At 46.1% G+C, this 14,237-nt stretch carries 15 protein-coding genes; 10 read left to right on the top strand and 5 right to left on the bottom strand.

Annotated features, from left to right (window positions below; translation table 11 throughout):
• Window positions 1-17: 17 nt before the first annotated feature.
• The gene (locus ACE1TF_RS06780) at window positions 18-287 is read right to left on the bottom strand and encodes a hypothetical protein (RefSeq protein WP_375015415.1); all 270 of its coding nucleotides are present in this window, start codon (window positions 285-287) and stop codon (window positions 18-20) included.
• 85 nt (window positions 288-372) lie between these two features.
• Here ACE1TF_RS06780 and ACE1TF_RS06775 point away from each other — a divergent pair, with 85 nt between their 5' ends.
• Genes ACE1TF_RS06775 through ACE1TF_RS06765 form a run of 3 tightly spaced genes read left to right on the top strand, consistent with a single transcriptional unit; the run spans window position 373 to window position 1,888 of the window.
• Window positions 373-906, top strand: coding sequence for a GNAT family N-acetyltransferase (locus tag ACE1TF_RS06775; protein WP_042397088.1), 534 nt, complete (start codon window positions 373-375; stop codon window positions 904-906).
• Window positions 906-1,715, top strand: coding sequence for a class I SAM-dependent methyltransferase (locus ACE1TF_RS06770; protein ID WP_375015413.1), 810 nt, complete (start codon window positions 906-908; stop codon window positions 1,713-1,715). Before ACE1TF_RS06775 ends, ACE1TF_RS06770 begins: the two co-directional genes overlap by 1 nt.
• A gap of 2 nt (window positions 1,716-1,717) precedes the next feature.
• Window positions 1,718-1,888: a hypothetical protein gene (locus ACE1TF_RS06765; RefSeq protein WP_193744284.1), complete on the top strand. Its 171-nt coding sequence runs from the start codon at window positions 1,718-1,720 to the stop codon at window positions 1,886-1,888.
• A gap of 366 nt (window positions 1,889-2,254) precedes the next feature.
• On the opposite strand, the gene ACE1TF_RS06760 is transcribed toward ACE1TF_RS06765, so the two are convergent.
• Window positions 2,255-3,145: a glycine betaine ABC transporter substrate-binding protein gene (locus ACE1TF_RS06760; protein ID WP_375015410.1), complete on the bottom strand. Its 891-nt coding sequence runs from the start codon at window positions 3,143-3,145 to the stop codon at window positions 2,255-2,257.
• Window positions 3,146-3,425: 280 nt separating this feature from the next.
• Between ACE1TF_RS06760 and ACE1TF_RS06755 the strand changes: the two genes are divergently transcribed.
• On the top strand, window positions 3,426-4,436 hold the full coding sequence (locus ACE1TF_RS06755) for a PTS sugar transporter subunit IIC (RefSeq protein WP_375015408.1): 1,011 nt from the start codon (window positions 3,426-3,428) through the stop codon (window positions 4,434-4,436).
• Window positions 4,437-5,263: 827 nt separating this feature from the next.
• Here the strand turns inward: ACE1TF_RS06755 and ACE1TF_RS06750 are convergent.
• The 3 genes from ACE1TF_RS06750 to fmdA form a co-directional block, all read right to left on the bottom strand.
• A complete protein-coding gene (locus tag ACE1TF_RS06750; protein ID WP_375015406.1) occupies window positions 5,264-6,148 on the bottom strand; it encodes a nuclease-related domain-containing protein in 885 nt (294 codons plus the stop codon).
• A gap of 108 nt (window positions 6,149-6,256) precedes the next feature.
• Complete coding sequence (locus ACE1TF_RS06745) at window positions 6,257-6,529, bottom strand: FmdB family zinc ribbon protein (RefSeq protein WP_375015404.1); 273 nt, start codon at window positions 6,527-6,529, stop codon at window positions 6,257-6,259.
• The gene (gene fmdA, locus ACE1TF_RS06740; protein ID WP_375015402.1) at window positions 6,526-7,710 is read right to left on the bottom strand and encodes a formamidase; all 1,185 of its coding nucleotides are present in this window, start codon (window positions 7,708-7,710) and stop codon (window positions 6,526-6,528) included. Before fmdA ends, ACE1TF_RS06745 begins: the two co-directional genes overlap by 4 nt.
• A gap of 135 nt (window positions 7,711-7,845) precedes the next feature.
• Between fmdA and ACE1TF_RS06735 the strand changes: the two genes are divergently transcribed.
• From ACE1TF_RS06735 to ACE1TF_RS06710, 6 genes are all read left to right on the top strand, one after another.
• Window positions 7,846-8,169 (top strand): 2Fe-2S iron-sulfur cluster-binding protein, encoded by a 324-nt coding sequence (locus ACE1TF_RS06735; protein ID WP_375015400.1) that lies wholly within the window; start codon window positions 7,846-7,848, stop codon window positions 8,167-8,169.
• Window positions 8,170-8,320: 151 nt separating this feature from the next.
• The gene (locus ACE1TF_RS06730; RefSeq protein WP_375015398.1) at window positions 8,321-9,814 is read left to right on the top strand and encodes a sodium:solute symporter family protein; all 1,494 of its coding nucleotides are present in this window, start codon (window positions 8,321-8,323) and stop codon (window positions 9,812-9,814) included.
• A 17-nt stretch (window positions 9,815-9,831) separates the two neighbouring features.
• Window positions 9,832-11,085: an AGE family epimerase/isomerase gene (locus tag ACE1TF_RS06725; protein ID WP_375015396.1), complete on the top strand. Its 1,254-nt coding sequence runs from the start codon at window positions 9,832-9,834 to the stop codon at window positions 11,083-11,085.
• Window positions 11,066-12,307 (top strand): neutral/alkaline non-lysosomal ceramidase N-terminal domain-containing protein, encoded by a 1,242-nt coding sequence (locus tag ACE1TF_RS06720; protein ID WP_375015394.1) that lies wholly within the window; start codon window positions 11,066-11,068, stop codon window positions 12,305-12,307. The genes ACE1TF_RS06725 and ACE1TF_RS06720 overlap by 20 nt, the downstream gene beginning before the upstream one ends.
• Complete coding sequence (locus ACE1TF_RS06715; RefSeq protein WP_042397105.1) at window positions 12,301-13,065, top strand: glucosamine-6-phosphate deaminase; 765 nt, start codon at window positions 12,301-12,303, stop codon at window positions 13,063-13,065. Before ACE1TF_RS06720 ends, ACE1TF_RS06715 begins: the two co-directional genes overlap by 7 nt.
• 6 nt (window positions 13,066-13,071) lie before the next feature.
• Window positions 13,072-14,235, top strand: a complete 1,164-nt coding sequence (locus ACE1TF_RS06710) for an N-acetylglucosamine-6-phosphate deacetylase (protein ID WP_375015391.1) — start codon at window positions 13,072-13,074, stop codon at window positions 14,233-14,235.
• The last annotated feature ends 2 nt before the right edge of the window (window positions 14,236-14,237 follow it).

Below are 14,237 nucleotides of genomic sequence, written 5' to 3'. Positions count from 1 at the left end.
GCCTCCCAACGTTCAGTCTACATAAGCCTATCATGACTTTTTCTACTTGAATAGAAACGTTTACGCTTTCGATAGGCATCACCTAGTCCTAACTCATCATTCATAAGCGTCTCCATTTGCGCGAGGTCTTCACGTGTCACATACAAGTCGCGCTCAGACCAATCAATCATATACACAAAATAAAATGAGGCAATCGGTCGAAACGTCACCGTCGAGTCAGGAAATCGATCAAAGATCGCCCGAACTTGGCCCTTTCTCCAATACCCGTAACTCAAAAGTTTCAACACTCGCCACCTCCCGCTATCTATCGTCCCTATTCCCCAATTTTTCAAAGATTAATGATATCATTTTATAAAAAGGAGTGGTATTTCAATGTACACCGATGGAGAGATTACGATTCGGCCGGTTCGAGACGAAGATATGGAGCGGTTATGGGAGTTGTTGTATCGCGAGGAGAACCCCGAATGGAAAAAGTGGGACGCACCGTACTTCACGCATCGTACAATGCCTCTTAATAGATTTTTGGAAAGGAGAGACGAGTGGGTCAATTCCGATGACGGTTGGGTCATTGAGGCAAATGGCATTGTCATTGGCACGGTCACGTACTATTATGAGGACGAGATGAAGAATTGGTTGGAAATGGGCATTGGCATTTACGATCCAGAGTGGTGGGGTGGGGGCAGTGGTTCAAAGGCGCTACGTCTCTGGATGGATCACCTCTTTTCGACGCTACCGCTCGTACGTGTCGGTCTGACGACTTGGTCAGGGAATGAGCGTATGGTTCGTGTTGCCGAGAAGCTTGGCATGAAGATGGAGGCGCGAATTCGGAACGTTCGGTTTTATAATAATCACTACTATGACTCCATTCGTATGGGGGTTTTACGAGAAGAATGGGAGCAGCTTTGATGAGGGAAGTCCGGTCTTACTATGAACAGTTTGACGAGTGGGGCAGGTTGGACCGCGAACCCGTAGAGTTTCAAGTGAATCTTCACTATATGAGAAAGCACTTGCCGAAATCCGGAACGATTTTGGATAATGGCGCTGGTCCTGGGAAGTATGCAATCGCACTTGCGGGCAGTGGTTACACTGTGACGGTGACGGATTTGACGCCCGGGTTGGTCGTACAAGCCGAGCAACACGCAAAAGATGCAGGCGTACATGCGTCGATGGACGGGTTTTATACGAAAGATGCAAGAGATTTGTCCGGCTTTCGAGATGATACCTTTGATGCCGCGCTCATGCTTGGTCCTCTCTATCATTTGCAAGAAGAAGCCGATCGGCGGCTAGCGGTTCAAGAATTAGCCCGTGTGACTCGTATGGGAGGCGTGATTTTCGTGGCATTTATGCCGAGAACACGGCACGTATTAAATGCACTCACGAACCCGCATAAATGGCCACCACATGATGAATTCCAGGCCATCAAGTCATTCAATGAAACCGGTATGTTCAACCATGCTGAAAGAGGGCGGTTTACAGGGGCGTACTATTATGACATTGAAAACATTGTTCCGTTTATGGAATCTTTCGGGTTCGAAACGAAAGAATTGATCGGTTCGAATGTAGGTACAATGATTACCGAAGAACAGTGGGCGTATTGGCGAACACGGAAAGAAGATCGAGAAGTGACAGAGTGGCTCATTAAAGAAGCAACGAACCCTTACATGCTCGGCAGTTCGTCTCATCTCCTCTATATCGGGCAAAAAGGGGGGGTGTAACGTTGGATAAAGAAGAAGAAATACTCGAAGAAATTCGCGGGCTACGACAGGACCTTGCCGAAGAACGTAAGAAAAAAGGGTTGTCCCCCGTTTTGGCTATTGGTGCAGTGATTCTAGGCTTTACGATCATCGGACCGATCGTCGGCATGTTCATTACCAGCTTTTTTGGGTAGCCTCACACGTACAGGCGCAAGGGTCAAGTGACCTTTGCGCCTGTATACGTTTCTCTTGGGGCGTTGGGGCTGGCAGAACGTCTATGAGCTGATTTCTCCTCATTTAAGCCTCTATTTAGCGAAAATCTTACCATTAGAAGTTCTATGGTAAGATTTTCAGTTTCTATAGTGTGATTTTCATCAACTTATTTAAAGAAACAGCGAAAATCATTCCATAGACGATGCCACGGGCAGATTTCCGCTGTTTTCGGGCAAGCCAACTTGGCTTATCAAGGAAAGTGGCACACTCTTTCAAGAGTCTACGCAAAACTTGAGATACAAAAAAGGAGGCGGTTACTCACCACCTCCTGCTCAATGATTCGCCTGTTATTCGTCTTGCAGTTCTTCAAAAGAGTCAATATCCATATACGTTGGCACTGCAACACCAGTCACAGCTCCGACTGAGTTCGGGCCGAGGTCTTCAAAATCGCCGTCAAATTCTTCGAAAAGCGGTGTTTGGTTTGGGTACCAAGCGGCAAGGAGCGCGTCCGCTGAGTCAGTGGCAAGACCGCCGTACATCATGTTGACTGCAACTTCGTTCAAGTGCGGCGTATAGCCGAGGTCTTCAAGCATGACAGCGGCCATATTCGTGGCTGCTTGTGCGTCTGACCAAGCTTCAAGTACGAATCGAACTTCTTCACCGTCACCTTCGCCAACACCATCAGTCCATTCTTCTACACGTTCAGGGTGGTCTTCAAGCCAAGTGCGTGCCGCATCTTCCGCAGCCATCTCATCAACGTCCATCATTTCCATTACTTCTTGTTGTTCGTCCAATTCAAATTGGAATTGATCTAAAAACTGATGAACGTCGGGAAGATCTTCCTCTAATCCGTTACGCACAAGCGTATGCACATCGTTTTCAACTGTTACGACTTCCTCTGGGTCTTCAAGGAACTTAAGGTCGTAAGCATTAAATTTCCAGTGTGGTTGCCAAGCCGTAATAATGATCGGCTCTTCGTCTTGATATGCAGAATCCAGAGCAGCGACCATTGCGCCTTCCGAACTACTCGTTAACGTCCACTCATCCAACCCATAATGATCAAGTGCTTCCTCGGTTGTGTCCATCATCACTGAACCAGGGTCTATGCCAATAATCTCGTATTCGACTTGTTCGCCAATACTTGCAGACGATTCTTCACTATCTTCATCGGTGTCTCCACAAGCGGTAAGTACCATCGCTGTGCTTGCTGCTGCACATATGATTGCGAATTTCTTCATCCGTCGTTATCCTCCTGTTGTTTTGCGTCTAAAGTCTTTATAAAAGTTATCATGCTATACTAGATTGTACAAATCGACTCGGAGACGATTTCGTTGAGAATTCGGATGATTTCTAGAAATAAGTGAACAAACACACGAGTATTGGCAATCATGCTCATTGAAGCTGATGATTTGCACAATTTGTCGGAATTTCTGTAATTGGTTTTTTGCGCGTGTTGCAATACGTCTACACGCGTCCTAATATGTAATACATCAAATGGTTGAGGAGTAGATGCAGAGCATGCGAGCGTTTTTAAAGAGAAAAGGAATTCGAATATCGTGGCGTACATACATCATTACCGCCTTCAGTTACATGACGCTCGGTCTGTTTTCTACGCTACTTATCGGTTTAATTATTAGTACCGTCGGAGAACAGTTGGAGATCGGTTTTCTCGAAGATATGGGTCTGCTCGCCATGAGTTTATTAGGACCTGCCATCGGTGCCGCCGTTGCCTACGGCCTCGGCGCCCCTCCGCTCGTCATGTTCTCGGCAGTTGTATGCGGGGCAGCAGGGGTTGAGCTCGGTGGACCTGCCGGGGCATTTGTCGCATCACTCATCGCAATCGAGTTCGGAAAGCTCGTATCCAAAGAGACGAAATTTGATATCCTGCTCACCCCATTTGTGACGATTGCCATTGGTTATACCGTTGCCGCCCTCATCGGTCCCCCGATCGATAGTGCCATGCGTGAGTTCGGTGCGGTTGTAAACTGGGCAACAGAACAAGAACCGTTATTTATGAGCATGATTATCGCTGCTCTTATGGGCCTCGCCCTCACCGCCCCCATTTCCAGTGCCGCCATCGCCATCATGATTGATTTGGACGGCCTCGCCGCAGGGGCGGCAACGATTGGCTGTTGCGCACAGATGATTGGATTTGCCGTAAGTAGCTATCGTGAAAACAAATTGAGCGGACTCGTATCCATGGGTGTCGGCACTTCTATGCTGCAAGTGCCGAACATCGTCAAAAACCCGTGGATCCTCATTCCGCCGACGTTAGCAGGGATCCTAATCGCCCCTGTTGCCATCGTTCAATTCGGCATGATCAATAACGCCGAAGGTGCAGGTATGGGGACGAGCGGGTTTGTCGGCCAAATTATGACCTTCACATCGATGGGGTTCACCTTCGAAGTGCTCATGCTCATCTTACTGTTCCACATCACATTGCCTGCCCTCGTGGCGCTGCTCCTTTCCGAGTTAATGCGCAAAATGAAACTCATCAAGCCAGGAGATATGAAGCTCGAAGAAGAGTAGAGTGGGCGTTTTGGTGTCGATTATGTGCACATGCATCTGTACAGATGCATGTGCATGCTACGTAGGGCAAGGATCCACCCCGGATTGAGCATGGCTTTGCATTCGCAAGATGAGAAGCTGGAAGTACTATCTTGCTGTCGGCACCGGTGGTGCCGAAGAAAAAGCGAGCGAGTTGAGGCGACTGGGGTTGGCTTCGGCGCCGTAGGCGCCGACATGTTGCTAGTCTTTCGGATTTTCTTAGCGTCTGTTGCGTCTATACGGAGCTGCTCAGGGTTAGCCGGACAGAAATCGGGCGGTGCGAGGAACTGTGTCCGGAGAGCGCCCTTAGCCGGACAGAAATCGGGCGGTGCGAGGAATTGTGTCCGGAGAGCGCCCCTAGCCGGACAGAAATCGGGCGGTGCGAGGAACTGTGTCCGGAGAGCGCCCTTAGCCGGACAGAAATCGGGCGGTGCGAGGAATTGTGTCCGGAGAGCGCCCCTAGCCGGACAGAAATCGGGCGGTGCGAGGAATTGTGTCCGGAGAGCGCTCCTAGCCGGACAGAAACCGGGCGGTGCGAGGAATTGTGTCCGGAGAGCGCTCCTAGCCGGACAGAAACCGGGCGGTGCGAGGAATTGTGTCCGGAGAGCGCTCCTAGCCGGACAGAAACCGGGCGGTGCGAGGAATTGTGTCCGGAGAGCGCTCCTAGCCGGACAGAAACCGGGCGGTGCGAGGAATTGTGTCCGGAGAGCGCTCCTAGCCGGACAGAAACCGGGCGGTGCGAGGAATTGTGTCCGGAGAGCACGCCCATGTCGAAAGCGTTCACCTGCACCTCCTTCCCCATGTACCGGCTAGTTTACTGGCAGCTTCACCCACCTTCCGGCCGTATCGAAGTTGAATTTTTTTACGAATCGTCTTGCGGCAAAGCGGTCAGGGAGCTTGAGAAATGCCACGAGTTCATTCAAACGGATGTACGGCCCGAATAACCGAGCATAATCTTCGAGAACGCGAACGGGGGCACTTGCGTCGAGCTTCCCGCAAGTTTTACAGTGCCACGTCCCGTAGAAGTAGTGCATCACTACGCATGGGCAATGGGGACATAGCACTCCGGCATGAAGGTCGGAAGGCTGGATGTCGTAGCGTTTAAATGGCTGCAGAACATAAGGTTGGTGGCTACATGTTAAGAGGTGAGCAAGTTGCTCAGCGTGTGGGAAAAGGGGTTCGGAAGTAGGCTTAAGGTTGAATAGAATATCAAGTGCCGTCACCGGCCGGAGCACATGTTTGGCAAAAGGGTGGGGCGGTAGCGGATCAAGCATTGCATTTCTGTTCGTCAAAACGGTATAGGCTTCAATTGGTGGATGAGTGATGTTATGTTTTCCAAGCCAATGTTTGAGCTGTGATTTTTGCTGAAATGCTTGCCGGACTGGGTCTGCAAAAATATCCGTATGTCCATCTTTTGAGCGAATCAACTGTTGACGATCAAAGTCAAACGACAGCTGACCTGTAATGTTCTTAATTTCGAAGATGATCATGGCGTGAGGGTGAATAAGAAGTGTATCAATTTGAAAGAAGTCAGTGGACGAGTTGAGGCGAAGCTGATGGATGTAACCGTGGGACGGAGTATTTTGCTGCCTGAAGTAGTACTGCATGTGCTGTTCGCCAGCAAAGCCGGCTTGTTCATGAGAAAGGTCTCGTTCAATGAGTGGATAGGCAGGGTGGTGGAAGTTGAGACGCACTTCCAGAGCGGTGAGGGTTTGAATCGTGGGCGGTGTAATGAGAGGTTTTAAGATCAGGACAATCCCTTCTTTCTAAGAAAATAAATCTGCGTGAAAAACGCAGATTTATTAAATTTGCCATGGTCGTGGGTTGTGCTTTGAAGATGAAATCTTTTTACCTTTAAGCTGTGATGTGTTCGTGACGGTTGGTGTTGTGCCGCGATCGATTTTATTTTTAATGAGTGGGTTCATTGAAAAGGTATTTGGTTTAGTGAACACTCGCTTGGCGGTTTGCTGGCATTGTGGACATGATGATTTCGTTTTGTCCCCTGTAGAAGTTGTGTGTCTTTCTTCAAATTGCCCACATGTTGGGCACGAAAAAGAGTAAATCAATAGGATCATTCCTTTTGCGGTAAGATGTTCTTGTTGAAAATCGCTGTTGGAATTGAGACTGTGCAGCATGCGTTTGGAATGTCTACAATACCTGCGACACGCCCTTCAACGGGTGCAGTGCCTAGAATCATGTAGGCTTGTTCTGCGGTGTAGCCGACGGTTTTTAGGTATTCAATGGCGTTGAGACATGCGTTTTTATAAGCGATATTGGCATCAAGGTAGCTTTGTTTACCTGAAGAATCATCTACACTTACACCTTCAAATGTTAAAAACTCGCTATAGTTTGGATCCATAGGCCCTGGTTGGAAGACGGGGTTTTTTAGGATGCTATATTTATCCATTCCGCCTTTAATAACATCGACGTGCAATTCAATCCACCCAGGCATTTCAATACCACCACAAAATGTGATCTCGCCATCGCCTTGCGAAAAGTGAAGGTCTCCGACGGAGAGTTTGGCGCCTTCGACAAATACAGGGAAGTAGATTCGTGAACCGCGAGAAAGATTTTTTATATCACAGTTTCCTCCGTTCTCTCTCGGTGGCACTGTTCGAGCTCCTTCTTTTGCAACGCGGTCAAAATCTTCCCCTTGTAATGTGCCGAGCACGACACTTTCAGGGTTTGGAAGGTTCGCAAGCGGTGGCACGCGGTTAGGATCTTCGTCTACGAGTGCAGATTCTCTGCGGTTCCATTCCGAAAGTAGTTCGTGAGAAGGGGCTACGCCAATGAGACCGGGGTGAATGATGCCTGCAAATTTCACATCTGGAATGTGCCGACTTGTCGCATAGATGCCCTCAAAATCCCAAATTGACTTCTGTGCTTCGGGAAAATGATCAACGAGAAAGCTACCGCCATTTTCCTTGGCGAAAATGCCATTGAACCCCCATTCGTGATCTTGAAATGCCCCTACGTTAAGAATGTCGACAACGAGTAAATCCCCTGGTTCTACGCCGTTTACGTAGGCGGGGCCACTTAATACGTGCACGCGATCAAGGTCTACATGTTGAATGTCAGAAGGGTCGTCATTATTTGAAATTTGTCCATCTGTCCAGTCTAAGCACTCCATTCGGAATGATTCGCCTGGGTTAACACTGAATGCGGCTGGAATGTCTGGATGCCAACGATTGTGGCCTGGAACGGCTTGCTTGTCCATCTTTTTTGATAAGTTAACGCTAAACAATGTTTTTGGCAATCGAATCTCTCCTTTTTAAATGTGAGTATTCTATATTTTTATATTAACTATTCTGAATTGTCAATCCTTTGCATTCTACACAATTTCCGAAACTAATGGTAGACTTTCAACTATAGATAGAAAGGGGATGTTGTTGTGCCACAAATTACAGTCGAAGGAAAAGGTACGTTTGAAGTAGAAGAGGGAAAGAAGCTTGTCTTAGCATTGGAAGACAATGGCATAGACATTTTGCACCGTTGTGGTGGAAATGCGAAATGCACGACGTGTCGATGTGAGGTGCTTGCAGGCGAACCCGGCCCAATTGGTGAAGCAGAGCAAGAGGTGCGAGAGCGAAGAGGAATTGAAGAAGATCACATTCGCTTATCTTGTCAAATTCGCGTCCAGTCTGACTTGACGGTGAAACCGATACGCACAGCGAGTGCGGAAGGTTTGGATGCAGGCCCACGTCCGGTAGATTAATTATTGGCTGTTCAGCTATACGAGCTGAGCAGCTTTTTATGTGATTAAATTTAACAAATAGTTTGCAAACTAACCTGCTCTGCTATAAGATAATTCTTAATTAGTCATAAACTAGGACTAATTAAGAATCCGTTCGAGGGGAGGATTTGTCATGCATGTATTGGATTGGGTTGTGGTAGTGTTCTTTTTCGTACTCATGGTCGTTATTGGGGGATGGTCGTTTCGGAAAGTGCAAGGCTCAAAAGATTTTTTTGTAGCAGGAGGAAAGTTACCTTGGTGGTTATCGGGCATCTCTCATCATGTCTCTGGGTATAGTGGGGCAGTGTTTGTTGCTTACGCAGGGATTGCATACACTCACGGATTTACAATTTATGTCTGGTGGGCGCTTGTCATCGTTGCGGCTGTTCTTATTGGTGCATTTACGATTGCTCCGTTGTGGGCAAGATTACGTGTGAATTACAACATTGAGTCACCAACCGAGTATCTAGCTTTACGCTATAATGTTGCTTCTCAGCAAATGATGGCGTGGTCAGGGGTTATCTTAAAGCTGTTTGATGTGGGTGCCAAATGGGCAGCGATAGGTATTTTACTTAGTTTATTTACAGGGGTTCCGATTGAGTATGGCATCTTAATTTCGGGCGTGGTTTCTTTAATCTACATCACAATCGGAGGATTGTGGGCAGATGTGTGGACGGATCTTGCGCAATTGGTCATTCAAATGGTGGCAGCGCTTACAATGTTCTTCGTTGTCATGAGCATGATGGGTGGCGTGAGTTCAATTACTGGTATTTGGAGTGAACTTCCAGAAGGTCACACACAGGCGTTTAATGAGCCGTATACGTTGTTATATGTTCTTTTGTATTTCTTCGTTGTTTTCCTTAGCTACAACGGGGGAACTTGGAACTTAGCCACTCGCTATATTTCGTCGCCTTCACCTAAAGACGCGAAGAAAAGTGCATTGCTATCAGCTGGACTTTATTTAGTCATTCCGCTTATCTTGTTTTTCCCAATGTGGGCCGCACCACTAATATTACCGAACTTAGAAGATCCTCAGCAGTCATACGCACTTCTAACAATGGAGTTACTTCCGGTTGGTTTGGTTGGATTGGTGTTGTCGGGCTTGTTTGCAGCGACAATGTCAATGACATCTGCAGATGCGAACACGGTTTCAGCGGTAATTACGAGAGATATTTTACCTGTGGTCTCAAAAAAATTTCGAGGTATGGATCGAAAAAAATCTCTACGTTTAGCACGAATTACGACATTTATCTTTACATTTGCAACATTAATTATAGGAATACAACATGAGCAATTCGGTGGAGTATTTGGACTTATCATTGAATGGTTCGGTGCACTAATTGGACCGATTTCTGTGCCGATGATTCTCGGTTTGGTTCCAGCATTTCGATATTGCAACTCAAAAGCTGCGATTGCTTCTGTTATTGCTGGATTGAGCATGTTCGTCGTAACAAAAATCGTAGACGTTCCTCTATCATTAGCGGTAGGCTCGCCGGTTGTTACATCGCTAATCGTATTTATTGGTCTAGGGATTTTGAGTCGTAATCAGCCAATCAAGCCTGAAGTGGCAGAGCTTTTGAATACAAAATCTGTGAAACATTCCGATTCATATTCTAAATCGTTGTAAAAGGTTGTGAATGAAAATTGGAAGATGAGCAATTAATCAAAAAGTATAAAGAAGAACTGATTGAGCGTATGCTTCCTTTTTGGGAGCGGGCTGTAGACCGTGACTACGGCGGAGTGTTTACTTGTTTTGTGAACGATCAAGAACAGCTAGTGAGTAAAAGGAAATACATTTGGTCTCAAGGCAGGTTTCTATGGCTGAGCTGCTGGCTGCTACAATTAAAAAGAGAAGGTTCCATTTCGTTATCTGAGGCGTGGGAGGACTACGCAGACAGAACCTTCACATTTCTCATGGAGCATGCTTTGTTAGACAACGGCCACGCTGTTTTTGCGGTGGAGCAGGATGGAACAAAAATTGATGATCTTATGGATACGAGTATTTTCGCCGATTGTTTTCTGTTGCTCGGATGCAATGCCTATGCAAGGTTAAAGCAAGACAGATCCATTTTTTCAGATGTAGAAGTGATGTACACCAAACTGTTATCTCGCATTGATAGTGGAAATTTTCAAACCGATCCTTATCCAATTCCTGAAGGCAGTCGGTCTCATTCTGTTCCTATGATTCTGTTGAACGTTGTCACGGAAATTTATGAGACGGCCACTTCTCTAAAGATTTCAAAAAAAGATCATTATCTTTCTCATATTCAACGGTTTATTGATGAGATTCTTTCTTTAGTAGAAGAGAATCGTATTGTTGAGATGACTTCAACCAATCCTGAATCATTGCTAAGTCGTCACGTCAACCCAGGCCATACGCTTGAAAGCACTTGGTTTATCATCCACGGTTTAAGATACGTAAAAGAAGATGTACGAGTAGAGACGTTGGAACAATTGGAAACTCTCTGCGTTCATGCACTTAAAAAAGGCTGGGATACCGAGTTTGGAGGCTTGCTCCGTTTTGTCGATGTGGACGGTTTAGAGCCGGAGGGTGAACAATATGATACACATTATGAATGGTTAGTCGCGGCTACTTGGGATACAAAATTATGGTGGCCTCATGCAGAAGCGTTGTATACAACCCTTTTGCTCCGCAACCTTTCCGGTGATTGTATTTGGAAAGATTGGTATGAAAAATTAGAATCATATGTGTTCAAAACGTTCCCGCATCCAGATCAGTCAATTGGAGAATGGATCCAAATTCGTGATCGCAAAGGGGAACCGTTAAACCAAGTTGTTGCGCTACCTGTTAAGGATCCGTTTCATATTATTCGCGCTTATATTTTGGTGATTCAATTATTGGAAGGTGAGATGCCTTATGCGTTTAGGGGTAAGTAAAAAAAACATTACGCCAAAAACACCGGTCGAACTTGCTGGGTTTGCTCATCGGTTAGGGAATTATGATGACGTTTACCAAGATATTTATATACGTGCTTTCTGGCTAGAGACGAAAGCGAATGATGTACTTTTAATTGTTGGAGATTTCTTATGGTGGGACGATAATGGTGTTAAAACATTGAAGCGAAGAATTGCAGAAGAATACAACATTCCACAAGCGTCCATCGTATTCTCTGCAACACATAATCACTCAGCTCCTCAAACAAGTCAACGGTTCAGCATTGACCTTGGAAGGGCATCTCTAGACTACATTAATCAAGTCATGAGAACGACGATGCAATGTGTGCAACAAGCGAAATTCTGCAGTGAGCGAGTAGAGCTTTATACGTATGCAGGTGAGTCGCATATTGGTGTGAATCGGCGACGGTCGGTGGATGGTGAAGTTTGTATGATGCCAAACAATTCTGGCTCTATCGATCGTGACCTCACCGTTTCCCAATTCAAGACGTTGGATGGCAAACCGCGAGCAATTTGGATTCATCATACGTGTCACCCGACATCAACGGATGCGAATGTTGTTTCAGGAGAGTATACAGGTGTTTGTTGCGAGAAATTGGAGGAGCAATTCCCTAACGCTGTTGTAGCAATATTGCAAGGGTTTAGCGGAGATATTCGCCCGAACCTCGTTGACGAAGGAGAGTTTGTCAAAGGAACAATCGTAGAAATGCAAGATCTTGGGAAGCAATTTTTTCAAGAAGTCATCAATATTTGTGAATCAGAAGGGATGGCGTGTGACATTCAAGATGTACATACCGCCCACGAGACACTGCCAATGACGTTTGGACAACCAAGAGAAGACGTTGAGGTACCAGATTGGCCGGACATTGTTCAAGATCAATCAGCGTATAACATTGAATTACATTATATAGACTTCGGCTCGTTTCAATGGCTAGCTTGCAACGCAGAAGTCGTTCACGAGTATGGGTTATTCTTAAAACGACTGAAGCCCAATCTTCTGCCGCTAGGTTGTGCGAATGGGATGGTCGGGTACATTCCGACAGCGAATCAAATTCGATCAGGTGGGTATGAAGCAGACGAATCGGTGTACTACTTTGGCTATCCTGGTCCCCTAACGACGGATATTCAATCCCGCTTTGAAGATAAGCTACACTCGTTAATTGTGAAAATAAATGAAACAAAGGAGCAGGAGTCATCATGGTAGAGGTTTTAAAGGAAGGTAAAGTTGAGAAACTAGCATTTGCTGTATGTTCGGATCGTGACACGATGGGAAAGCAGGCGGCCATTCATGCAGCCGAGTATATTAAACAACTTCAGCAAACAAAGAAAGAGATTCGAATCATTTTTGCATCTGCGCCATCACAAGATACTTTTCTTGCCTATCTAACACGTGATGAAGCGATTGATTGGACAAAAATTGTAGGTTTTCATATGGATGAATACATCGGGTTGCCTGCAGATTCAGATCAATGGTTCAAATCCTACCTACAATCACACTTAACAACCCAAGTACAGTTTAAACAGTTTCATTTTATTAATGGAGGGGTCGATCCTTCGGCAGAAATAAAACGGTATCAAACGTTATTGGGCGAGGAAGCGATTGACTTAGTGTGCATGGGCGTAGGTGAGAACGGCCATATTGCTTTTAATGATCCACCCATTGCAGACTTCCACGACTCAGAGGCAGTTAGAAAAGTAGAGTTGGATTCAGTGAGTAGACAGCAGCAAGTGAATGATGGATGTTTTCCTCGTATCCAGGCAGTTCCGACGCATGCTGTGACACTTACAATTCCAACGCTACTCTCCGGTGCAAAAATTGTTTGTACTGTACCAGGTTCACCCAAAAAGGAAGCTGTAAAAAAGATGTTAAACGGTCCAATACACGCATCGTGTCCAGCTAGTATTTTAAGAACTCACGACGATGCTACGTTGTTTGTAGATAGTGAAGCTTTTGGAGGGTAAGTCAAAATGACTCACAATAAACATGTCATCACGGGAAAGCACTTTGAGTCGAATGTACAGATTGAGGTTGAAATCGAGGGGGGGGTTATCACAGCTATCAAAGAAGTATCCGATGAACTATCTAATGAGTCCATCATTGCACCGGGTCTTGTAGACCTTCAAGTTAACGGGTATCAAGGCGTTGACTTTAATCATAAACCATTAGATCAAACACAATGGTCACAAGTCATCAAATCTCTTGCAGAAGTTGGGGTAACTTGCTTTTATCCGACAATCATTACAAATTCAAATGAAGCCTTAACTGAGATTTTTTCTGGAAATATCCAACAACTGAAGTGTATAGAGCATCGTCATGTGGTTGGGGGATTTCATTTGGAAGGTCCGTTCATCAGCTGTCAAGACGGACCACGGGGAGCGCATGCGAAGGAGCACGTCAGGCCACCGAGTTGGGATGAGTTTTGTCGGTTGCAAGAAGTCGCAGAGGGTGAAATAAAAATGATCACCCTCTCCCCAGAATGGCAAGAGGCGACTGATTTTATTAAGAGAGCCGTTCAAAGCGGAGTGAAAATTGCCATCGGTCATACTGCAGCAAACTCAGAGCAAATTGCAGAAGCGGTTCATGCAGGAGCAACGCTGTCCACTCATCTCGGTAACGGTGCACATCCAGAGTTGCCAAGACATCCAAATTATTTGTGGGACCAACTGGCAGAAGATGAACTATGGGCATCGGTCATTGCAGATGGTCACCACCTCCCTGAGAGTGTAGTTAAAACCGTCCACCGAATGAAGGTGAGAAAGATGATTCTCATTAGTGACAGTGTTGCATTGGCAGGTATGAAACCTGGAACATACGAGACACCTGTTGGTGGGGAAGTGACGTTGACGAGCGATGGGAAATTACACCTTAGCGAAAATGAAGAACTACTAGCTGGTTCTGCCAGTCATCTTTTGGACGGCGTAAAACATTGCGTTCAGAAAGGAATTATGGAATTTCCAGAAGCTTGGTGTAGAGCGTCTGTTCAACCGGCCAAATACATGGGAGTCACGCAGGAAAAAGGGATTCAAATTGGCGCGCCAGCGGACCTTGTTGTTCTTCGAACCGTAACCAATGGCTGGGAAGTCGAGCAAACTTACAAAGGTGGAGAAGAAGTGTTTAAAAAAGGAGAGTGAAA

The organism is Geomicrobium sp. JSM 1781026 (genome assembly GCF_041949955.1).
Taxonomy (GTDB): Bacteria; Bacillota; Bacilli; order Bacillales; family Marinococcaceae; genus Geomicrobium_A.
The sequence above is the reverse complement of the archived record's forward strand: the minus strand, read 5'-3'. Positions and strand labels throughout refer to the sequence as shown.